At 63.7% G+C, this 22,301-nt stretch carries 19 protein-coding genes; 9 read left to right on the forward strand and 10 right to left on the reverse strand.

The features are described from left to right. Positions 1-309: 309 nt before the first annotated feature. The 10 genes from G7Y54_RS05590 to G7Y54_RS05635 all read right to left on the reverse strand — a co-directional run bounded on the left by G7Y54_RS05590 (position 310) and on the right by G7Y54_RS05635 (position 10,266). Complete coding sequence (locus G7Y54_RS05590; RefSeq protein WP_165078298.1) at positions 310-1,239, reverse strand: potassium channel family protein; 930 nt, start codon at positions 1,237-1,239, stop codon at positions 310-312. A gap of 538 nt (positions 1,240-1,777) precedes the next feature. After that, positions 1,778-3,124, reverse strand: a complete 1,347-nt coding sequence (locus G7Y54_RS05595) for an MFS transporter (RefSeq protein ID WP_165078299.1) — start codon at positions 3,122-3,124, stop codon at positions 1,778-1,780. A gap of 14 nt (positions 3,125-3,138) precedes the next feature. Then, positions 3,139-4,176: an urea transporter gene (locus tag G7Y54_RS05600; protein ID WP_165078300.1), complete on the reverse strand. Its 1,038-nt coding sequence runs from the start codon at positions 4,174-4,176 to the stop codon at positions 3,139-3,141. Between the two features lie 420 nt (positions 4,177-4,596). Further along, a complete protein-coding gene (locus G7Y54_RS05605) occupies positions 4,597-5,544 on the reverse strand; it encodes an urease accessory protein UreD (RefSeq protein ID WP_165078301.1) in 948 nt (315 codons plus the stop codon). A 5-nt stretch (positions 5,545-5,549) separates the two neighbouring features. Next, positions 5,550-6,176, reverse strand: coding sequence for an urease accessory protein UreG (gene ureG / locus G7Y54_RS05610; protein ID WP_165078302.1), 627 nt, complete (start codon positions 6,174-6,176; stop codon positions 5,550-5,552). 30 nt (positions 6,177-6,206) lie between these two features. Beyond that, the gene (locus G7Y54_RS05615; RefSeq protein WP_206214904.1) at positions 6,207-7,019 is read right to left on the reverse strand and encodes an urease accessory UreF family protein; all 813 of its coding nucleotides are present in this window, start codon (positions 7,017-7,019) and stop codon (positions 6,207-6,209) included. Beyond that, the gene (locus G7Y54_RS05620; RefSeq protein ID WP_165078303.1) at positions 6,943-7,575 is read right to left on the reverse strand and encodes an urease accessory protein UreE; all 633 of its coding nucleotides are present in this window, start codon (positions 7,573-7,575) and stop codon (positions 6,943-6,945) included. The genes G7Y54_RS05615 and G7Y54_RS05620 overlap by 77 nt, the downstream gene beginning before the upstream one ends. A 97-nt stretch (positions 7,576-7,672) precedes the next feature. Then, positions 7,673-9,391, reverse strand: coding sequence for an urease subunit alpha (locus G7Y54_RS05625; RefSeq protein ID WP_165078304.1), 1,719 nt, complete (start codon positions 9,389-9,391; stop codon positions 7,673-7,675). A 3-nt stretch (positions 9,392-9,394) separates the two neighbouring features. Further along, on the reverse strand, positions 9,395-9,841 hold the full coding sequence (locus G7Y54_RS05630) for an urease subunit beta (RefSeq protein WP_346773630.1): 447 nt from the start codon (positions 9,839-9,841) through the stop codon (positions 9,395-9,397). A gap of 122 nt (positions 9,842-9,963) precedes the next feature. After that, positions 9,964-10,266, reverse strand: a complete 303-nt coding sequence (locus tag G7Y54_RS05635; RefSeq protein ID WP_165078305.1) for an urease subunit gamma — start codon at positions 10,264-10,266, stop codon at positions 9,964-9,966. A gap of 643 nt (positions 10,267-10,909) precedes the next feature. On the opposite strand from G7Y54_RS05635, the gene G7Y54_RS05640 reads away from it, so the two are divergent. The 9 genes from G7Y54_RS05640 to G7Y54_RS05680 all read left to right on the forward strand — a co-directional run bounded on the left by G7Y54_RS05640 (position 10,910) and on the right by G7Y54_RS05680 (position 22,284). Next, positions 10,910-12,325 carry an amino acid permease gene (locus tag G7Y54_RS05640; protein WP_165078306.1) on the forward strand — a complete coding sequence of 472 codons (1,416 nt, stop codon included), beginning with the start codon at positions 10,910-10,912 and terminating at the stop codon, positions 12,323-12,325. Positions 12,326-12,607: 282 nt separating this feature from the next. Then, on the forward strand, positions 12,608-13,201 hold the full coding sequence (locus G7Y54_RS05645; protein WP_165078307.1) for a pyruvoyl-dependent arginine decarboxylase: 594 nt from the start codon (positions 12,608-12,610) through the stop codon (positions 13,199-13,201). A gap of 189 nt (positions 13,202-13,390) precedes the next feature. Then, a complete protein-coding gene (locus G7Y54_RS05650; RefSeq protein ID WP_165078308.1) occupies positions 13,391-14,845 on the forward strand; it encodes an amino acid permease in 1,455 nt (484 codons plus the stop codon). An 84-nt stretch (positions 14,846-14,929) separates the two neighbouring features. Beyond that, positions 14,930-16,513 carry an outer membrane homotrimeric porin gene (locus G7Y54_RS05655; RefSeq protein ID WP_165078309.1) on the forward strand — a complete coding sequence of 528 codons (1,584 nt, stop codon included), beginning with the start codon at positions 14,930-14,932 and terminating at the stop codon, positions 16,511-16,513. A gap of 107 nt (positions 16,514-16,620) precedes the next feature. Continuing rightward, entirely contained in the window at positions 16,621-17,952 is a 1,332-nt protein-coding gene (locus G7Y54_RS05660) for an MATE family efflux transporter (RefSeq protein WP_165078310.1), read from the forward strand. A gap of 299 nt (positions 17,953-18,251) precedes the next feature. Beyond that, on the forward strand, positions 18,252-19,484 hold the full coding sequence (locus tag G7Y54_RS05665) for a dicarboxylate/amino acid:cation symporter (protein ID WP_165078311.1): 1,233 nt from the start codon (positions 18,252-18,254) through the stop codon (positions 19,482-19,484). 14 nt (positions 19,485-19,498) lie between these two features. Next, positions 19,499-20,209, forward strand: a complete 711-nt coding sequence (locus G7Y54_RS05670; RefSeq protein ID WP_165078312.1) for an amino acid racemase — start codon at positions 19,499-19,501, stop codon at positions 20,207-20,209. A 349-nt stretch (positions 20,210-20,558) separates the two neighbouring features. Beyond that, complete coding sequence (locus G7Y54_RS05675; RefSeq protein ID WP_165078313.1) at positions 20,559-21,572, forward strand: D-cysteine desulfhydrase; 1,014 nt, start codon at positions 20,559-20,561, stop codon at positions 21,570-21,572. Positions 21,573-21,624: 52 nt separating this feature from the next. Continuing rightward, on the forward strand, positions 21,625-22,284 hold the full coding sequence (locus tag G7Y54_RS05680) for a GntR family transcriptional regulator (protein ID WP_165078314.1): 660 nt from the start codon (positions 21,625-21,627) through the stop codon (positions 22,282-22,284). Positions 22,285-22,301: the final 17 nt, after the last annotated feature.

Raw genomic sequence — 22,301 nt, forward strand, 5'->3', positions numbered from 1 at the left:
GGAAGCTCCTTCGGTTTGTGGCCCCGAAACACGCCGGCGCGGCCGGCGGAACAAAAAAGGGCCGCCGGCACATGCCCGCGGCCCTGGACTTCACGTTGGCGGTATGGCGTCAGCGCAGTTCCCGGCCGCAGGCATCCGTAAAGTAAAAGTACGCAAAGAAAGAGCGGCTGGCGCCGGCGGCGTACTGGATGGCTGCGGGGGAAAGAACGCTCGACATGGGTGACTCCGTTGACTTGGCATAGCGCCCGCCGGGGCGGCGTGTCAAGGATTTTCCCGGCGGCCGCAAAACAAAACGCGCCCGGGCGCCCGCTACCGGGCGGGCTTTTCCTTGAGCTTGTTGTTGTAGGCCGTGACCATCTGCCCGAAATACACGGTGAACAGCGGGAACATGATCAGGCCGACGAGAGAGAGGATCAGGCTCAGCACCTTGCCCATGGGTGTCGCCGGGTTGATGTAGCAGCCCACGGTGGAGGCGTTCATGCCGGCCCACCACAGGGCGTTCCAGAAGTTCTCGACAGCCGGGTTCACGGCCTTCTCGGCCACATAGAAGATGAGGCCCGACATGTAGATGAAGGGCACGAGCACGATGATGTACGACACAAACACCGTGGAGGCCAGGTTTTCGCTCAGGTAGTTGACGACCATGACGAGCGCCACGATGCCGCGCACGATGGGGATGAAGCAGATATAGCTCAAAAGCTCGTGGCTCACCGCGATGTTATACTGCTCGATGAGGTTCAGGTACGGGATGGCGATGAAGAGAAAGGGGAAGGAGACGATGAAGAAGCGCAGCTTGTGCTTCGAGGTGATGAAGCGGTAGAGATATTCCAGCAGGAAGACGATACAGACGTAATACTGGTACTTCATGTAGAGCGGATTTTCCAGATAGTCCACGCCCTTGAAGGTATCGAAGGAAATGAAGGCGATGAGCCCGAAAGAGAGCACTATGGTCAGGATATTGAGGATGTGGGGCAGCGTTTTCGACCAGAAGGGATACCTGTGGCCCGAGGGTTCCGGCCCTTTGCTGCCGCTGGTGGCGGCCTTGAGGGCGTCGGCCGCCGTGGCCTGTACCGCCTTGGCCGCGGCCACCTGCTCCTTGCCCTCCGCCGCCACCTGCGCCGCTTCCGCGGCCGCCGTCTTGGCCGCCGCCGCGGCCGTCTGCGCGGCCTCCGCCGCTGTCTGCGCCGCCGCTGCCGCGGCCTGTGTGGGTTCAGTCGTCCCGGTCGTCTCGGTCGTCATGGTGTCCACCTTCACCGAAGGTTAGATTCCTTAAGGCAGTTGACAGTTCTTCCTTAAATCCGTCTGGAGCGAAGCGGAAGACGGGGGCGTGTGCCGGAAGAATCCTAAAAAATAAGATTTTTCACTGCTGGCGCGCTAGCCGTTGGCGAGCCTGCGAGCCTTACGGATAGCGACAGAGGCAGTGTTGGCTGTCCAGCGAGCTACCTAACTGCTGTCTTCATCCGTAGCTTCCTTCGTCGCAACGGCTGAAGCAAGGAAGACAAAAATTTCCGAAGGGAGTGTACTTAAGTACTCGACCGAGGAAATTTTTTTCTGACGCAGCCAGCAGTGAAGCGCTAGCCGTTGCCCGGCTTGCCGGGCTTACGGATAGCGACAGTGGTTTCGTTGTCTAAACTCCGTGGTAGCTAATTGCTGTCTTCATCCGTAGCTTCCTTCGTCGCAACGGCTGAAGCAAGGCTGTTTTTGACGGATAATTTCGGCATTACCCAAGCCGCACAGCCACATCGCGAACGCGAAAACATGACCCCACAGCGCGGCTTCACGCGAGCTTCAGGCGCTTGCCATAGATAAAGGTCACGGCCGCGCCCATGAGCTGCACCGCGATGGAAACCAGCAGCACGGCCGTTATGCCGCCGAGGCTCAGGAGCACGGGCATGAAGAACACGCCGAGGATGGCCCCCACCTTGCCGAGCATGGCGGCGATGCCCATGCCGGCGCCGCGCTCCGCCACCGGGTAGATCTTCGAGGGGATGATGAAGGTGACGAGGTGCGGCCCGGCGTTGAGCGCGGTCTCAAAGACCACGAATGCCAAAAAGCTCACCCACACCGGCCAGCCCCACGCGTGCCCGGCCCAGAGCACGGCCAGCGAGAGCGCGCAGAGCACGAAGGTCCAGCCCATGAGACGCACGGAATTCACCTTGTGCAGCACGGCAAGCCCGATGGCGAAGCCCGCGCCGATGAAGATATTGATGAAGATGGTCGTGCGCACGGAGTCGAGCACCTTGGGCAGCCCCTCGTCCGCGCCGCCCTGGAGCCCGAGGGCCATGACGAGGATGGGCAGGAACACGCCGAAGCCATAGACCCCCAGGCCCTCGCAGGCCCAGGAAATGCCGCTGAAGATGACCTTGTCGAGGTTTTCGCCGCGGAACATGGCCCCCCAGGAGACCGGCTTGCCCGCGTCCTGTTTCGGCAGCGGGAGCACCTCGGCGCGGGGCCCGAGAAAGTCCCGCGCGGCCTCTTGGGCCTTTTTGGTCTCGCCGCGGGCCATGAGCCAGCGCGGGCTCTGGTACCAGCGCAGGCGCAGCAGGAACCCGAGCACCCCGAGCCCGCCCACGAAGAGGATGAGGTCTGGCCACGCCGCGGCCGTGGGGTCGGTCTTGAGGAGAAAGTACGCATACGCCGCGCCACCCACGAAGCCCACGGCGCAGGTGGCCTTGGCGAGGCCCACGAAGAAGCTCTCCCACTTGGCCGGCATCACCTCGGAGATATAGCCCGAGTCGAGGCTGTAGCCGCCGCCCACGCCGAGCCCGATGACAAAGAGGCTGCCTGCGAGCGGCCAGAAGCTGTCGGAGAAATACACCCCGCCGGCCCCGGCCGCGATGATCAGCGGGCAGAGGCGGAACCAGACGAGATAGCCCATGCTGTCCATGAGCTTGCCGATGAAGAGCGAGCCCACGGCGATGCCCACGAGGCCGCTTGCGCCGAGGATGCCCTGCTCGGCGGCGCTGAGTGACGGCGTGCCGAGGAGCAGGATGAGCGGGATGATGATGCCCGCGATGGTGGAGAGCGCCGCGCCGATGAGCTGCTCCAGCGAGGCCACGGCAAAGATGTACCAATGCCGGGCCCGCAGGGGCATCCGCGCGATGGGGACGAGCTGTTCTGCCATGATGGTGCCCCGGACTAGTCCTTGCCGGCCTTGACGTTCCTGGCCGATGGCGGCGTCTGGCCGGTGTGCTTCCAGTCGCTCTTGTCCGGGTCGTTCTCATCGAGCTTGTAGAGCGGCAGCAGGAAGAGCCAGGTGGCCACGCAGAAGGGCCCGGTCAGGGTGGGCAGGCCCCAGGGCGTCATGAGGGCGTCCATGCCGGCCTGGATGAACACCGTGGCGACCACGCCCGTGATGGCCCAGAGCGCCGTGCGCCAGTTGACCTTGTAGAAGGTGCAGCCGAGCGCGATGGCGGTCAGCACGGGGCTGAAGCCGAAGAGGCCGGCGGTCACGTCCGCCGGGTCGGCCGCGAAGGCGATGGCCACGAAAAGCGCCACGGCCGAGCCCACGGCCGCGTAAATGGCCGCCCACAGGCTGCACACGGCGAGGCCCACGAGGAAGATGAGGCCGGTGACGGCGTTGTTGATGAGGAAGACCTGCGCAATGCCCTTGAGCCAGTAGATGACGAAAGACTGGATGCTCCAGTCGATTTCGCCGCCGATGTGGATGATGAGCGCCGGCGAGTCCGCATCGGCGAGCGGCATGCCGGTGAGCACCCGCGCGGAGAGCAGAAAGACCCAGGTCAGGAAGACGAAGGGGAAGGTCAGCGAATTGATCTTGAAGCGCACGGAGACATTATTGAAGCCGCGCCGCATCCACGTGGTGAGCATGGAGCAGAAGATGAGGGCGATCCACATGAGCGGCACGGGCGCGAGAAAGGTGGGGAAGGCGCAGCCCACAAGGATGCCGTTGAAGCCCCAGAGGCCGTCTTCGCCGTCCTCGGGATATTCGCCGATGATCCAGCCGGCGAAACTGCTGGCGATGAGGCCCACGAGCGCGCCCCAGGCCACCTGCGGCGCGCCGGCGTTGTAGGCGCCCCAGAAGATGCCGGCCAGGAAGAGGATGCCCGTCCACGCGCTCTGCTGGAACATCACCTGGCCCGAGCCGCGCAAGGTGCCCCGCACGGCGCCCTGGAGCGAGAACACATAGGTGCGGGGCTGGTCAGTCGTCGCCATAGCCTTTCTCCTGGATGTTATGTTCTATCAAGCAGTTGCCAGATTTTCCTTAAGTCCGTCTGGAGCGAAGCGGAAGACGGGTGCTCGTGCCGGAAGCATCCTAAAAAATAAGATTTTTTGGTTCCGACGCGCTAGCCGTTGCCCGGCTCGCCGGGCTTACGGATAGCGACAGCGGTTTCGTTGACTGGCTGACGCGCTACCTAACTGCTGTCTTCATCCGTAGCTTCCTTCGTCGCAACGGCTGAAGCAAGGAGGATAAAAATTTCCGCAGGGAGTGTACTTAAGTACTCGACCAAGGAAATTTTTCTCTGACGCAGTCGGAACCAAAAAGGCTGTTTTTGACGGATAATTTCGGCATTATCCAGACAGCAATGACACACAACCGCCTCGCAAGCATGACAAAAGCCTTCCCCCTGCCTCTCAGCGCCAGGGGAATTCCTTGGGCAGCGGATGCCCCTTGACCGCCTGGCGGACGGCGGAACAAAACTCCCTCACCACGGCCTTGACCGGCCCCGGCTCCATGCCCAGAACCTTGAAGAGCAGCCCGGCCCCGTTGGGAAGATGCGTCACGCCCGAGGCGAGACGCCTTTCCGCGTCAATGAAGGGCTCGGTGGCCGCATACACGCTCTCGGCCTGCGCCTCGGGCGCGAGCACGATGACATTGGCGAACACGTCATAGCCGTGCATCACGCCCACGTCGCGCAAATGGCCCTCGCGCGGGTCGATGACGAACTTCTCCCTGAAGAGCGGCGTGCCGTCGGGGCGCCGCGCGTGCGCGCACACGGAGAGCACGTCATACTGGAAGATCTCCCCTTCCTTGTAATACTTGCGGCCCGGCATGTAGATCTCGGAATAGAACATGGCCGCGGTCGGGTCCACGATGATGTCCGTGTCCGAGATATAGCGGGTGTGGCGGCAGGGGATGATGGGCTCGGGCAAATATTCGAGATACGCATCCGCCTCGAGGGTGATGGTCTGGCGCATGGCGGAATAGTTGCTCGTCATCTCCGCGAGCTTGGTGGCGGCGCCCGTGCTGATAAAGGCCATGGCGCCCTTTTTCAGCACGAAGTTCTGCACATAGCGGTCGCCGTCCACATTGGGCCCGCCCGAGGAGAGGATGTAGACGCAGGGCATCTCCGGGAGCTCTTCGTCGAAATACAACTCCCGCTGCACGATGAGCGGCGCCCGGCGGTCGAGCTCGCGCAGGATGGACCTGCCCTCGCTGTTTTTCTCAAAGCCCAGGTTGAGATAGCCGTGCTTGCCCGGGCAGCCCACATACATGGCCGTAGGCTGCTCGGTGAAGCCCGAAAGCTCCGGCATGGCGTCGAAGTCGACCTTGGGGGCGTCGGAATAGTGCAGTTGCGCCATGGGGCTCAGTTCCCCCCAACCTTGTCGAAGAGCGCCATCTTGAAGATGAGCGAGACGAGCTCGTCGATGCCCTCGCCGGTGAGCGAATTGGTGAACACAAAGGGCTTGCCCGGCCGCATGAGCTTGCTGTCGTGGTCCATGACATCCAGCGAGGCGCCGACGTAGGGCGCGAGATCCGTCTTGTTGATCACGAGGATGTCGCTCTGCGAGATGCCGGGGCCGTCCTTGCGCGGGATCTTGTCGCCCGCGGCCACGTCGATGACGTAGATGAAAAAGTCCACCAAGGCCGGGCTGAAGGTGAGGGTGAGGTTGTCCCCGCCGGACTCGATGAGCACCACGTCCGCATCCGGGAACTTGGCCTCCATCTCCTCCACGGCGGCGATGTTCATGGAGGGGTCCTCGCGCACGGCCGTGTGCGGGCAGGCGCCGGTCTCCACGCCGATGATGCGGTCTTCCATGAGGATGCCCTTGAGCGTCTTGCGCACGTGCTTGGCGTCCTCGGTGGTGACGATGTCGTTGGTGATGATGAGCACGTTCATGCCGCGCTCCATGAGGCGGGGGGTGATGGCCTCGATGAGCGCGGTCTTGCCGCTGCCCACCGGGCCGCCGACGCCGATCCTGCAGGTAGACATAGGGCCTCGCTAGCGTTTGTGCCGTCAGGCTCAGTTCATGAACATGCGCATGCTGCCCTTTTCGTGCAGGGAGGCAAGGATGTCCATCTCGGGAACAAAGGCGTTCATGTTCTCAAAGCCCATTGCGCGGGCTTTTTCATACATGGCTTCCACCTCGCCGCCGAGTTCCGAAAGAATTTTCTGCGTGTCGTAGTGCGAAACGCGCACAAGGCGCAGCGCCGCGGAGAGCACCATGTTGATGACGCCGTACTGGTGCGACACATAGAGCTCCTTTTCGCCCAGGCCGTCCAGCGCGAAGGCGATGCCCTGCGCCACCGGGAAGGTGCCGGGTGTCACGCCCGCCTCGATGTCGGCCAGCCAGCGCCCGAAGAGGCTCCCCTCGCCGTGGCGCCGGAGCCCGAGCTCCGCGAATTTCTTGCCCATGCGGCAGAGCATGAGCCTCGCCTCGTCGTTCATCTTGAAGAGCAAGAGCTGGCGGTCGGCCGCGCGGACGGCCTCATACTCCCCCTTGCGGGCGGCGCGGAAGGCGAGCAAGGCCGCCACGCCGTCGCTGAACGCGGCCTGCGTGGCCACCGAGCGCGCATAGTCCCGCAATGTCGAGGCGTCATGCACGAGGCCGAGGTGCGCCGCGGTCTCAAGGCCGTTGGAAAAGGAGAAAGTCCCCACCGGGAAGGCGGAGTCCGTCATCTGGATGAGCCGGAACAGGCCGGCCATGGAAGGCGCCCCGGCGGAAGGCGCGCCGGCTTCGGCGGGCACGGCTGGGGCCTCAGTGCTCATGGTGGTGCCCGTGGTGGTGGTCATGCCCATGTTCGTGGTGATGGTCATGCGGGTGGGCATGGTCATGCCCGTGCGCGTGTTCGTGGCTGCCGTGCGAGGCCCCGCCGAAGAGCCGGCGGATCTCGTGCGGCGCCATGTAGGGGATGACCTCCCGGCCGGGCTGAAATTCGTAGCTCACGCCCTCGAGGTGGTGGGTGTCCATGACCGAGAGCATGACCTTCTTGTCCACGGTCAGCGGCACATAGATTTTCGTGCCCTTGACCACGGCCGGCCAGTGCTGGTTGCCGATGGCGTGGCCGAGCTCGAGGCTGCGGCGGATGATGGTCTCGGGGCTTTCGCTGACGAGCGAGGAAAGGTCGAGCACGAGCACGGGGTTGAGGTCGAGCTTCAGCGCCGCCACATGGCCCTTGTCGGCGTCGTAAAACACGATGTCGCCGTCCACCACCTGCGACTGCCGCTTGAGCGCGATGGGATATTCGGTGCCCCGCTCGCTCACGGCGAGAAAGCGCGATTTCTGAGCCGTCCACTGGTCCAGCGGGATATATTCGATGTCGAGCCCGGATAGGCGCTCTTTCCACTCGGGGTCGTGCAGGTTGCCGAGGATGCTGGTGCAGATTTCCATGGGGTGTCGGGGTTCTACGGTTAAAGGGGGGCGGCAGGGCCGCCCCCCGTGGAGAATGCCGGGAGGCGCCCCTGCGGGCGCCTCCGCGGGATCTGGCCTAACTGAACCAGTAGAGCTGCGCAAGGGGCAGTTCCTTGGCCGGCGGCACATAGGCGAGGGTGCCGTTCACATAGACCTTGAAGGTCTCGGGATCGACCTCGATCTTCGGCATGGCGGTGTTGCGCACCATGTCCTGCTTGGTGACCTGGCGGGTCTTGCGCACCGGGTAGATGATATTGTCAATGCCAAAGCGGGCCACAGTGCCGGAATCCACGGCCGCCTGCGAGGTGAAGCGCACGCAGGTGCGGGGCAGGGCCTTGCCGAAGCTGCCGTACATGGGCCGCATGATCTTGGGCTGCGGCGTGGTCAGGGAGGCGTTGGGGTCGCCCATGTTGGCCCAGTTGATGAGGCCGCCCTTGATGACGAGCTTGGGCTTGGTGCCGAAGAAGGCCGGCTCCCAGAGCACGAGGTCGGCCATCTTGCCCACTTCGATGGAGCCCAGAATCTCGCTGATGCCGTAGGTGATGGCCGGGTTGATGGTCATCTGGGCGAGATAGCGCAGCACGCGGAAGTTGTCGTTGCTGTCGCTGTCTTCGGGGAGCTTGCCGCGCACCTGCTTCATGTAGGAGGCCATCTGGAAGGTGCGCATGAAGGATTCGCCCACGCGGCCCATGGCCTGCGAGTCCGACGACACCATGGAGATGATGCCGAGGTCATGGAAGACGTTTTCGGCGGACTGGGTCTCCGGGCGCACGCGGCTTTCGGCGAAGGCCACGTCCGAGGGGATGCCCGGGTTCAGGTTGTGGCAGACCATGATCATGTCAAAGAGCTCGGCCTGCGAATTGATGCCGAAGGGCAGGGTCGGGTTGGTGGAGGACGGAAGCACGTTGGCCAGGGAGGCCACTTTCAGGAGGTCGGGGGCATGGCCGCCGCCCGCGCCCTCGGTGTGGTAGCTGTGGATGGTCCTGCCGTCGATGGCGGCGATGGTGTCTTCCACATAGCCGTTTTCATTGAGCGTGTCCGCATGCAGGGCCACCTGCACGTCCATCTGGTCGGCCACTTCCATGCACTTGCGCAGGGCCGCGCAGGTGGTGCCCCAGTCCTCGTGGATCTTGAGGCCGCAGCAGCCGGCCACGATCTGCTCTTCCAGGGTCTCCTTGACGCTGGAATTGCCCTTGCCGAGGAAGCCGATATTGATCGGGATGCCCTCGCAGGCCTCGAACATTTTTTGCACGTTCCACACGCCGGAGGTGATGGTGGTGCCGTTGGAGCCGTCCGTGGGGCCCACACCGCCGCCGATGAGGGTGGTGATGCCGTTGGAGAGGCAGTTGTAGGCCTGCTGCGGGGCCACCATGTGCACATGGCCGTCGATGCCGGCGGCCGTCAAGATGCAGTGCTCGCCCGAGATGGCGTCCGTGGAGGGCCCGGTGCAGAGGTTGGGGGAGACGCCGTCCATGATGTTGGGGTTGCCGGCCTTGCCGATGCCCGCGATCTTGCCGTCCTTCACGCCCACGTCGGCCTTGATGACGCCGAGCACCGGGTCGAGGACGGTGACGTTGGTGATGACGAGGTCAAGGGAGCCGCCCTTGCTCGTGATGGTGTTGGCCGTGCCCATGCCGTCGCGCAGGGTCTTGCCGCCGCCGTAGACCGTTTCGTCGCCGTAGACGCGCAGGTCCTTCTCGATCTCCACATAGAGGTCGGTGTTGCCGAGGCGGATCTTGTCGCCCGTGGTGGGGCCGAAAAGGTCATTGTTCTGTTTTCTGGAAATGACTGCCATTGCTTACTTCCCCCCCTTGGCCTTGGCTGAAAGTTCGGCCTCGTTCACTTCGGCATCGGCCTCGGACTCGGAGACCGACTTGAAGCCCATGGCCGCCATCTTCTTGAACGCGCGGATTTTGACCGGGTAGTAGGTCGGATCGTCCTCAAGGCCCGCGTAGCCGTCGGTGAGGTCGTTGAAGCCGATGAGCCGGCGCTTGCCGCCGAAGGCCACGAGCTCCACTTCCTTCTCCTCGCCGGGCTCGAAGCGGATGGCCGTGGTGGCCGGGATGTTGAGATGCTTGCCGAAGGCCGCCGGCCGGTCGAACTCCAGATAGCGGTTCACTTCAAAGAAGTGGAAGTGGCTGCCCACCTGCACGGGGCGGTCGCCCGTGTTGTGCACCACCACCTTGGCGGTGCGGCGGTGGGCGTTGTAGGTGATGTCGCCGTCGGCAAGGATGACGCCGCCCACGGGGCACGGGGTCTTGGGGGTAAAGGCCGGCGTCTTGGGATAGTCGATGGGGGGCGTGCCTTCAAAGACGCCCTGCGGGGTCGAATACGTCTGGGTTTTGGAATCTGCCACGTCAACACCCTCTACTTGATCGGTTGATGGATGGAAACGAGCCTGGAGCCGTCGGTGAACACGGCCTCCACCTGGAGCAGGGTGATCATGTCGGCCACGCCTTCCATGACCTGTTCCTTCTTGAGCACCTGCGCGGAATCGTGCATGACCTGTTCAACGGTCTTGCCCTCGCGCGCGCCCTCGAGCGCGGCGGAGGTGATGTAGGCGACCGCCTCGGGGTAGTTGAGCTTCAGCCCTTTCTTGAGCCGGCGCTCGGCGATGATGCCCATGGAAAGCAGCAGGAGCTTGTCCTGCTCTTTGGGGGTCAAATGCATTGTGACTTCCTCCTTTCTGTTGGCAACAAAACGGGACGGAACACATGAGTGACCATGCCCTGACGCTGCCTGAAGGAAGAACGCGGGAGAGGAGGTAGTGTCAGGACAAAATCCTTGTAACGACTGTACAAGACTAAACCTTTTTTTTGAAAGTGGCAACCGTTTTTCCCCGGGCTCTCCCGAAGCGGCGCCGCGGGCCTTAAAGCACTACTTCTTCCGCGTCCGCCCTTTCTTTCATATGTGCAATCTTGCAACGCGCAGCGTGCACAGGCGGGGATACTTACCCCTGCCCGGCTGCGGGCAGTGCACGAGACAGCCCCCGCCCCCACGCCGAGCCTCCCCGTGCCGCGTGGGGTGGCCGCCGCATTCCCCCCATTCGGAGAAAGTACGTCCTGGTTACGTCCGCCCTTTCATCCCGAAGAAGGCCTGCGAGAATTTTCTCACTCAAAAGTCAGAAAAAACACGCCTTTACACATCTTCCCTAATCCTTTACTTAAAGAACTTCGCTTCCGGGCTCCATGGGGTTTTTCTGCAACGCGGCCTCAAAGCATATGGGCCGGGATGCAGGCGCCCGCGATACAGCACAAGACCCACGCCCCGGCCTGAGAGCGCGCCTCTCCTGAACCCTTCATGGGAGACTGTCATGGCAAACACAGCGGATGAACCCCAACGAATGGGCGTGGTCATGGCAACCTTTCTGGTCGCCGGCAACATGATAGGTTCCGGCGTGTTCCTGCTGCCCGCATCTCTCGCCCGGTTCGGTTCCGTCACCATCCTCACATGGCTCGTGACCACCTGCGGCGCCATCGCGCTGGCCCTGACCTTCTCCCGCCTGGCCAATGTGGACCCCGCCGCGGGCGGCCCCTATGCGTATGCGCGCAACGCCTTCGGATCCTTTATCGGCTACCAGACGAATCTGGTGTACTGGTTTGCCAATATCGTCGGCAATGTCACCATAGGCGTCGCCGCGGCGAGTTATATCGCGCATTTTTTCCCAGTAATTAATGCCAGGCTTCCGGGGCTGCTCCTGCAAATGGGTCTGATCTGGGCATTTGCGTATGCAAACATCCTGGGGCCGCGTTTCATCGGCTATATCCAGGCCGTCGCCACTTCGGTGAAGCTCGTGCCCATTCTCGGTGTCGGGCTCCTGGGCTGGTTCTGGTTCGATCCGCACATATTCCTTGATTCGTGGAAGGTCACGGAAGCACCGACCATAAGTGTCGTAGGCGCCACCCTGAACATGACCCTGTGGGCGTTCATCGGGGTGGAAAGCGCCGCCGTGGCAACGGCCGTGGTGCGCAACCCCAGGCGCAATGTGCCCATTGCCACCATATGCGGGGTCTTGCTTGCGGCGGGGTGCTATATCCTCAGTTCCTCCGTTATCATGGGCCTCATTCCCAATGCGGAGTTGCAGGCCTCCACAGCGCCTTTTGCGGATGCCGCAGCCAGGGCTTTCGGGCCGCTGGGGGCCAACATCGTCGCCGGTTGCGCGGCCATCGGCTGCCTGGGTTCGCTGGGCGGCTGGATGCTCCTCGTTTCGCAGAGCGCGGCCGCGGCAGCGCACGACGGCCTGTTCGGGGAGATATTTTCGCGTGTGAACCGGCGCGGGGTGCCCGTGGAAGGCATCGGCATCATCGCGGTGATCATGAGCTTTCTGGCCTTTGCCGGCTGCTTCTCAAAAGACAAGTCCCCTTTTGAGACGCTCCAGGCCTCGGCGGTCATCCTGACCCTGGTTCCCTACCTCTATTCGTGCATCGCCGTGCAAATACTCGCCCACGGCAGGGTGGAGCCCTGGCGCTATTCCGTGGCCGTGCTGACCGGGCTTGTGGGGTCCGTGTTCTGCATCCTCTCGCTGGCGAACTCCGAGGCGGCGCATGTGCGCTGGGCCTTTATTTTCCTTTTGTCGGCTGTCATCTTTTATTCGTTGGCCATCCTCCGCAAACATGAGCAGGCGCGCGACGAATGGGCACGCGCCAGACCCGCTCCGGCATGGATACGCCATGTTACCCTGTGGACGACGCTGCTGCTCCTGGCTGCCGCCTTCCTGTTTTCGGTATAACCGGGAGCATTTTCCGCCGTTCGCACACGCGGCACAGGGAAGCACCGACAACAGTTTTTCCTTCGGCTATGGGCACCAGTTCATTTCTTTAACTCTTGCTATTAAAGCAAACGATACGGTGTACTTAGCTTGTGAGCCGCCTTCACTTTCCGATTTTAAATCATTATTTCAAATAGTTATCATAAAAATATTTAATCATTGACTTTTTTCATCATCAGGTGTTTCATTTTCCCGTGGAGATTTTTTTCACAATCCATCAACCAGTTTCAAGGGAGGACGATCATGGAAGTTGGTACCCGCTATCCCACGCTTGCGTTCATCACCCAGGGCGTCGGCCAGGCCGACGAGGGCATCCCGCCGCAGCCTTTTGAGACCTTCTGCTATGACTCGGCCCTCCTTCAGGCCAAGATCCAGGACTTCAACGTCGTCCACTACACCTCCGTGCTGCCCAAGGCGCTCTACGGCAACATCGTGGACGTGAACAAGGTCACCAAGTACTTCACGCACGGCGCGGTGCTCGAAGTCATCATGGCCGGCGCCGGCGCCTCCCTTGACCAGCACAAGGCCATCGCCACCGGCCTCGGCGTGGTCTGGGGCCGCGACCCCAAGACGAAAGAGCTCATCGGCGGCTGGGCGGCCGAGTATGTCGAATACTTCGACACCAAGATCGACGACCAGATCGCCAAGAGCTGCGCCGAGATGTGGCTCACCAAGTCCATGAACCACGAGCTTTCCATCCGCGGCGTGGAAAAGCACAGCGAATTCCAGATGTGGCACACCTACATCAACCTGACCGAGCCCTTCGGCTACTGCCTGACGGCCATGGGCATGCTCAATTTCAAGACGGCCGACCCGGTCGACCCCAAGGCCCTGTAAACCAGATATGACGCTCCCGCCGGGGCGGCGCCGCACTTGCCGGCCCGCTCCGGGCCTGGGGCGCCCTTTCCGCCCGGTCCGTTGACAGACAGAGAGTCCAGCGGGCCGGGTTTTTTCCTATGGGCCACCCGCCCCCCGCTTTTCAGAGGGGGCTAATGACCGGCCTGAAGTCTTCAGGAGAACTGCCGTATGGCGCAAGAAACGAAAAAACTCGGCACCGTCGCGCTGGCCGCCGTCGTGGTGAGCTCCATGATCGGCGGCGGCATCTACAGCCTGCCCCAGAACATGGCCGCCGACGCCTCCCTGTGCGCGATCTTCATCGCCTGGGTCATCACGGGCGTGGGCATGTTCGGCATCGCCAATTCCTTCCGCATTCTCGCGGACGTGCGGCCCGACCTCTCCGCAGGCATCTACATGTACGCGCGGGTGGGCTTCGGGCCCTTTGTGGGCTTCCTCATCTGCTGGGCCTACTGGCTCTGCCAGATCTGCGGCAACGTGGGCTATGCCGTCATCACCATGGATGCCCTCAACTATTTCTTCCCGCCCTATTTCCAGGGGGGCAACAACATCCCCTCCATCATCGGGGGCTCGCTGCTCATCTGGGTGTTCAACTTCATCGTGCTGAGGGGCACCCGCCAGGCCGCCTTCATCAACACCATCGGCACGGTGGGCAAGATCATCCCGCTCTTCCTTTTCATCATCATCGTCGCCTTCTGCTTCCATATCGACAAGTTCGATTTCGACTTCTTCGGCAACATGCTCATCGACGGCAAGACGCTGGGCTCCATGGGCTCGCAGGTCAAGAGCACCATGCTCGTCACGCTCTGGTGCTTCATCGGCATCGAGGGCGCGGTGGTGCTTTCCGCGCGCGCCAAGAGCGCCAAGGTGGTGGGCAGCGCCACCATTTTGGGCTATCTCGGCTGCCTCGCGGTCTATGTGCTGCTTTCCGTGCTGCCCTTCGGCTTCATGACGCAGCATGAGCTCGCGGCCGTGCCCAATCCCTCCACCGCCGGCGTGCTCGAGCATGTGGTCGGCCCGTGGGGCGCGTGGCTCATGAACATCGGCCTGCTCATCGCCGTGCTCACGAGCTGGCTCGCCTGGACCATGATCACCGCCGAAATGCCCTTCGCCGCCGCCAAGAACGGCACCTTCCCCAAGATGTTCGCCAGCGAGAACAAGCACGGCTCCCCCAATGTCTCGCTGTGGATCACGAGCGGCTGCATGCAGCTCGGCATGCTGCTCGTCTACTTCTCCAACAATGCGTGGAACACCATGCTCAACATCACGGGCGTCATGGTGCTGCCCGCCTATGTGGTGTCCATGATGTACCTCTGGAAGATCTGCGAGGACGGCAAGTACCCGGGCAACGCCGCCACGGGCCGGGCGTCGGCGCTGATCAACAGCATCGTCGCCGTAGCCTTCGGCCTCTGGCTCATCTACGCGGCGGGTCTCAGCTACCTGCTCATGGCCACCATTATCGTGGCCTGCGGCATCCCCTTCTACATCTGGGCGCGCAAGCAGAACGCGGCCACGGACAAGGGCCCCATGTTCAGCGGGGCTGACTGGGCCATCCTGATCCTGCTGCTCATCGCGGCCGTGCTCGCCATCTACCTCATGGCGCGCGGCACCATCAGCGGCGCCTAGCGCTTCGCGCTCCCCGGGCCGGGGGTGCCCGGGGAGCCGCGTCTGTATCGGTTTCAGAGCATACGAGGAATGATTGGAGGGGACATGAAAAAACTTGCCATACTCGTCATGGCGGCATGGGCCGTCCACGCGCTTGCCGGCGCCGCGCTTGCCGTGGACTTCAAGATCAAGGGCCAGTGGATCATGAGCTTCGGCTACGGCGCCAACGGCAATTTCCAGGGCAGCTACAACGGCCACAACACCATCGGCTGGGGCGAAGGCCAGGACAATTTCGAGGCCGTGCAGCGCCTGCGCCTGCAACTGGACGCCGTGGCCTCGGAAAACCTGTCCGGCACGGTGACCTTTGAAATCGGCGAGACCTACTGGGGCCAGCAGTCCACAGGCGGCGCCCTCGGCGCTGACGGCCAGATCGTGGAGGTCAAGAACGCCTATCTGGACTGGACGCTCCCCGAGACGCCGGTGCAGGTGCGCATGGGCCTGCAGAACATCTCCACGCCGTCCATGGCCTCGGGCAACGCCGTGCTCGACGGGGACGTGGCCGGCATCACCGTGAGCGCGCAGGTGAACGACAATGTGGCGCTCACCGCCTTCTGGGCCCGGCCCTACAACGACAACTACCTCGGCTACAACGAAGCCTACAATGGCCGGCCCAAGGGCTATCACGCCAGCTTCATAGATAACCTCGACGTGGGCGGCCTCATGGTGCCGCTCACCTTCGACAACGTGAGCATTACCCCCTGGGGCATGTACGGCGCCATGGGGCCCAACACCTTCCGGGATGGCCGCAGCCTCGATCCGCTGGGCAACCTCAACGCCAACACCAGCGAGGACAGCTCCTACTTCATGGCCGGCATGTTCCCGGCCGGCGGCGCACGGCATCGGGACTTTTCCGAGGCGGGCAACGACCGCCATGTGGGCAGCTACGCCAACATGTGGTGGGCAGGCGTGACCGGGCAGGCCACCTGGGACAACTTCTCCGCGGCCTTTGATTTTGAATACGGCGCCGTCACCTGGGACGACGACGGCCGCCTCAACCGTTCGGGCTGGTTCGCGGCCCTGCTGCTCGAGTATTCGCTCGACTGGGGCGTGCCCGGCCTCTACGGCTGGTATGGCTCCGGCGATGACTCTAACCCCGCCAACGGCTCCGAGCGCCTGCCCGCGCTGGACCCCAACAACGCCAACAATTTCTCCTACTTCGCCTTTGACGGTGCGCCCTATATCGAGCGCTACGCGGTCATCGGCAACAACATGGCCGGCACCTGGGGCATCGGCGCCAGGCTCAACAACGTGAGCTTCGTGAAAGACCTCTCGCACATCTTCCGTGTGAACTACATCCGCGGCACCAACAGCCCGACCATGGCGAAAAAGATGTCCCTCGCCGGGCTGTGGTCCAACGGCACGGTGCTCACGCCCAACCTGGGCAGCCAGGGCGCGGCCCTCGGCATGCCGGGCATGTACCTGACGAGCCTTGACAGCGCGCTCGAACTGGGTTCCACCAATTCCTGGCAGGTGTACGAAAACATGTGCATCAACGTGGAGGCCGGCTATGTCTTCATGTTCCTGGATACGGGCAAGTCCGTGTGGGGCGCCCGCCACAGGAACAGCGAGTCCATCCCCGGCACCAGGGACGCCTGGAACGTGAACGCGAGCTTTGTGTATTCCTTCTAGTATCTCCGGGCGGCGAGCGGCGGGCTTCGGGCCTGCCGTTCACCGCCCAAAAACGCCGGCCCCCGGCATCGCCCCCCGCCGGGGAGCCGCCCGACCCGGATAGCGCCATGGCCGTGCGGCTGTCGGACCACTTCACCCCCCTGAGGCTCATCCGCTTCACCTGCCCCACCATGGGCATGCTGATCCTGACGAGCCTCTACACCATCGTCGACGGCTACTTCGTCTCCAACTACGTGGGCAAGACCGCCTTCGTGGCCGTGAACCTCATCTTCCCCTTCATCATGATCCCGGCCACCCTGGGCACCATGATCGGCACCGGCGGCAGCGCCCTTGTGGCCAAGACCCTCGGCCGCGGCAAGGTGGCGCTGGCGCGCAGCCGCTTTTCCCTGCTCGTGTATTTCGCCATTGTCACGGGCACGGCCCTGAGCTTCGTGTGGCTCGTGTTCCTCGAGCCCTGCGCCGTCCTGCTCGGCGCCGAGGGCGAGGTGCTGGAGGCCTGCAAGATCTACGGCTGGGTGCTCATCCCCGGGCTCACGCCCATGATCCTCCAGTTCATGTTCCAGAGCTTCTTCCCGCTGGCCGGGCGGCCGCAGCTCGGGCTCTGGGTGACCTTCGCGGCCGGCGTGACCAATATCCTCTTCGACTACCTGCTCATCCTCGTGTTCGGCTGGGGGCTGCTCGGCGCGGCCATCGCCACCGTGGGCGGCATGCTGGTGGGCGCGGTGCCGCCGCTGCTCTTTTTCGCCCTGTCCGAAACGAGCGAGCTGCGCATCGGGCGCGCGGCGCCGGAGTGGCGCGCCATCGTGAAGAGCTGCACCAACGGCGCCTCGGAATTCATGAGCAATGTCTCCATGTCGCTCATTTCCATCCTCTACAATTTCCTGCTCCTGAAAATGGCCGGCGAGAACGGCGTGGCCGTGTACGGCCTGCTCATGTACATCGGCTTCCTGTTCATCGCCATCTTCCTGGGCTTCGGCTTCGGCGCCATCCCGGTCATCGCCTACCACTACGGCGCCCGCAACACCCCGGAGCTGAAGAGCCTTTTGCGCTACAGCCTGGCCATCAACCTCGCCCTGGGCATCCTGCTCTCCGTGGCCGGCCTTGCGCTCTCTCCCTTCCTCGCGCGGCTCTTCCTCGGCTATGACCCGGAACTGGCGCGCATGGCCGAACACGCCTCGGTGATCTATTCCTTCTCCTTCATCTTCGCCGGGGTGAACATCTTTGTCTCCTCGTTTTACACCGCGCTCAACAACGGCCTCTTTTCCGCGGCCGTGTCCTTCGTGCGCACGCTGGCGCTGCAGGCCGTGGCCGTTGTGGCGCTGCCCTTCATCCTCGGGCTCAACGGCATCTGGGCCGCCACCCCCGTGGCCGAGGTGCTGACCCTCTTTTTCGCGCTGCCCTGCCTCTACTACACGCGCAAGGAATACGGCTATTTGTAGCCGGCCGCCGGCATGAGCGCGTGAGACATCCGGCCGGGCCGGGGCCGTACCCCGCGGCCGTATCCCGTTCCGCGCGCATCCTCCCCGCCGCGCCAGCTCCACCGGCGCTGCCCCCACAAACTCTCCTCTCCCCGGCTGCGCCCGCTTGACAGCGCTTGTGCTCAATGCCACAAAGAACCCAAGGGAGAATGTCAACATTTGACTCTTGACATTACGGCGTCAACGGCACAGGCCGCGGCCGGCAACGGGCCGCCAACCTTTCCCCGGGCCTTGCCCGGAAGGTGTGACAAGGAGGCTTTATGAGTGAGAAAAAACGCATGAGCCTGCCCGTACAGATGGGCATCGGCATGGTGCTCGGCGTCCTCGCCGGCGCGGTGGCCCCCGCCGTGGGCTTTGACGCCCAGTGGTTCCGGCCCTTCGGGCAGCTCTTCATCAACCTCGTGCGCATGGTGGTGGTGCCGCTCGTCTTCGCCACGCTCGTGGCCGGCGCGGCCAGCGTGGGCGACGTGGGGCGCCTCGGGCGCGTGGCCGTCAAGACGCTCATCTACTATTTCGCCACCACGGCCATCGCCATCATCATCGGCCTCATTCTCGCCAACCTGTTCCAGCCGGGCATGGGCCTCGACCTCTCCACGGCCAATCTCCAGGCCAAGGAGGCCACGCCGCCGCCGCTCGTGCAGGTGCTGCTCAACATCGTGCCCATCAATCCCATGGAGAGCCTCGCCAAGGGCACCATGCTCCAGATCATCTTCTTCGCCGTCCTGCTCGGCTTCTCCCTGAGCATCTGCGGCGAGAAGGTCAAGGTCGTCACGGAGTTCTTCAACGGCATGGGCGAGGTGATGATCCGCCTGACCACCATCGTCATGCTCTACGCGCCCATCGGCGTCTTCGCCCTCATGGCCTTCACCGTGGCCTCGCACGGGCTCGCGGTGCTCCTGCCGCTCATCAAGCTCGTGATCATCATGTATGTGGCCTGCCTCTGCCAGATCCTCATCGTGTATCTGCCCTGCGTGCGCTTCAGCGGCCTGAAGTCCGGGCAATTCCTCAAGGGCATCAGCGAACCCTTGCTCATCGCCTTCACCACCTGCTCGAGCGCGGCCGCCCTGTCCTCCAACCTCATCAGCGTGGAAAAGCTCGGCGCCTCGCGCAGCGTCTCCAGCTTCTCCATCCCGCTCGGCAACACCATCAACATGGACGGCGCCGCCATCTACATGGGCATCGTGGCCCTTTTCGCGGCCGAGGTGTACGGCATCCCCATGACGCTCGACAAGCAGCTCGTCATCCTGCTCATGGCGCTGCTCGCGTCCATCGGCTCCATGGGCGTGCCCGGGGCCGCGCTCATCATGAGCACCATGGTCTTCACCCAGGTGGGCATCCCGCTGGAGGCCATCGCGCTCGTGGCCGGCGTCGACCGCATCATGGACATGGCCCGCACCACCATCAACGTCATGGGCGACGCCACGGGCGCCATCTTCGTCTCCAAGCTCGAGAACGACATGGACCCGGCCCGCGGCGCGGCCATGAAGGTCTAGCGCGGGAGTGTGACATGCGAACCTGCGGCATCCTCGGCGGCATGGGCCCCGAGGCCACCATCGACCTCATGCGCCGCGTGGTGGCCCACACGAGGGCCAGCGACGACGCGGACCACGTGCACCTCATCGTGGACAACAATCCCCAGGTGCCCTCGCGCATCAAGGTGCTGCTGGAAGGCGGGGACGTTTCCCCGGGGCCCTGCCTCGCCGGCATGGCCCGCGGCCTCGAGGCCCAGGGGGCGGACTTTCTCTGCATCGCCTGCAACACCGCCCACAACTGGCGCGGGGAGGTGGCCCGGGCCGTGAAGGTGCCCGTGCTGGACATGGTGGCGCTGGCCTCGGCCGAGGCCGCGCGGCGTGCGCCCGGCGCCCGCGTGGGCCTTTTGGCCTCGCCGGCCGTGCGCCTCACGAGCCTGTATGAGGCGCCCCTGCGCGAGCTCGGGCTCACGCCCGTCTATGCGGACGAGGCCGAGGAGGCCGCCCTGCTTGCGGTCATCCGCGCCATCAAGGCCGGGGACACCGGGGCGGCCGTGCGCGCGAAGCTCGCCTCCGTGGTCGGCCACATGCTCGAAAAGGGCGCCCAGGTGCTCATCGCGGCCTGCACGGAGCTCGGCGTGGTGGGCATCGGCGCGCCCGTGCCCGTGGTGGACGCCGCGGACGCGCTCGCCCGCGCCATCGTGCGCGAGGGCGCGGGCCCGGAGGCGCTGAAAGAGCCGGAAGCCTGAGAACGTGAAAAAAGCGCTGTTGTACGCTGAGGAGATTCCCTATCCCGTCTGGAGCGAAGCGGAAGACGGGTGCTCGTGCCGGAAGGATCCTAAAAAATAAGATTTTTTGCTGCTTGCAAGGAAGAGAAAAATTTCCGAAGGGAGTGTACTTAAGTACTCGACCGAGGAAATTTTTCTCTGACGCAGCAAGCAGCAAAAAGGCTGTTTTTGACAGATGATTTCGGCATTAGTGAAGCAGGACAGCCGCACAGCGGTCTCAACGCGATAAACAGACCAAAAGCATCCCCAACGCGCGGGCCGTGCGGCACTTGTCACGGCCCGCGCAAGACTCCCCAAGGAGGAGCAGACAATGAACCTGGCACGTTTCCCCCGTCGCGGCTATGTGAAGGAACCCACGCCGCTGGAATTCCTTCCCGCGTTCAGCAAGGCGCTGGGCGACAAGATCCGGCTCTGGATCAAGCGCGACGACCTGCTGCCCGGCGCTGGCGGCGGCAACAAGACCCGCAAGCTCGACTTCACCATCGCCGACGCCCTTTCCAAGGGCGCGGACACCATCATCACCTGCGGGGCCGTCCAGTCCAACCACTGCCGCCTCACCCTGGCCTGGGCGGTGCACGAGGGGCTCGACTGCCACCTCGTGCTCGAGGAGCGCGTGCCCAAGAGCTACAAGCCCGAGGCCTCGGGCAACAACTTCCTTTACCAGCTGCTTGGCGTGAAGAGCATCACGGTCGTGCCCGGCGGCAGCAACATGATGGAAGAAATGGAAAAGGTGGCGGAGAAGCTCCGCGCCGAGGGCAAAAAGCCCTACATCGTGCCCGGCGGCGCCTCCAACGCGGTGGGCGCGCTCGGCTATGTCTCCTGCGCGCAGGAGCTCATGGAGCAGATGTTCGCGAAGCAGCTCGACTTCGACCACGTCGTGGTGCCGAGCGGCAGCGCGGGCACGCATGCGGGCTTCCTCTTCGGCATGCTCGGCTGCAACATGAACATCCCGGTGACGGGCATCGGCGTCAACCGCAAGAAGGCCGTGCAGGAGGAGGCCGTGTATTCGCTCATGGAAAAGATCGGCGACTACACGGGCGCGCACTTCGACATGCCGCGCGAAGCGGTCAAGGTCTTTGACGACTATGTGGGCCCCGGCTACTCCCTGCCCACGGACGCCATGGTGGAGGCCGTGACCATGCTCGCCCGCACCGAGAGCATCCTGCTCGACCCGGTGTATTCGGGCAAGGCCATGTCGGGGCTCATGGACCTCACGCGCAAGGGCTACTTCCCCGAAGGGGCCCGGGTGCTCTTCCTGCACACGGGCGGCTCGCCGGCGCTCTACGCCTATGAGGACACATTCCGCAAGGCCTGGAAGGCTTGACACGGCCCGGGGGCGGCGCTACCTCATTCCTTCCACCCGAGGAGCGCCGCCCTTGTCCCAGATCAAGACCTACGCCGAGCAGGCCACGGCCTATATCAAGCAATGCCTGCTGGACGGCACCCTCACTCCCGGCGCCCCCATCCGTGAAGGCGAGATCGCCCGGCACCTCGGCATCAGCCGCGGCCCGGTGCGCGAAGCGCTGCAAAGCCTGCTCCTTCAGGGGCTCGTCACGGGCGAGCCGCAGAAGACCCGCTGCATCCGCCACCTTACCCTGCGGGAGATCGAAGACAGCTATTGCCTCGGCGGCACCCTCGAGGGCGCCTGCATCGTGCAGTCGCTCGAGCGCTGGGACGACGCGGCCCTCGCCAAAGTGGCCGGCATCCTGGAGGAAATGGAGCGCCAGAGCAGGAGGGCCCCGGGCCTCGCGGCCCTGAGCCAGATCGACGAGGCCTTCCACGACGCGCTGCTCGCCCCCTGCCGCAACCGGCTCATGGCCGGCATCGCGCGCAATTCCTGCTCGCACATCTCCAAGTTTCTCTACTACAAGTGCTGGGACACCCTGTTCTCGCCAAGCGAGTTTTACGAGCGCCACGCCGTGCTCTACAAGGCCCTCGTGAGCCGTGACCCGCGCGTCATCGAGCGCGCCCTGCTCGACCACTATGCCGAATCCGGGCGCAGGCTCGGCCTCGTCTGCGGCAAGCAGGAAGGCTAGGCGGAGGCGAAGGCCCC

The sequence above is a fragment of the Desulfovibrio sp. ZJ746 genome (assembly GCF_011039155.1).
Taxonomy (GTDB): Bacteria; Desulfobacterota; Desulfovibrionia; order Desulfovibrionales; family Desulfovibrionaceae; genus Desulfovibrio.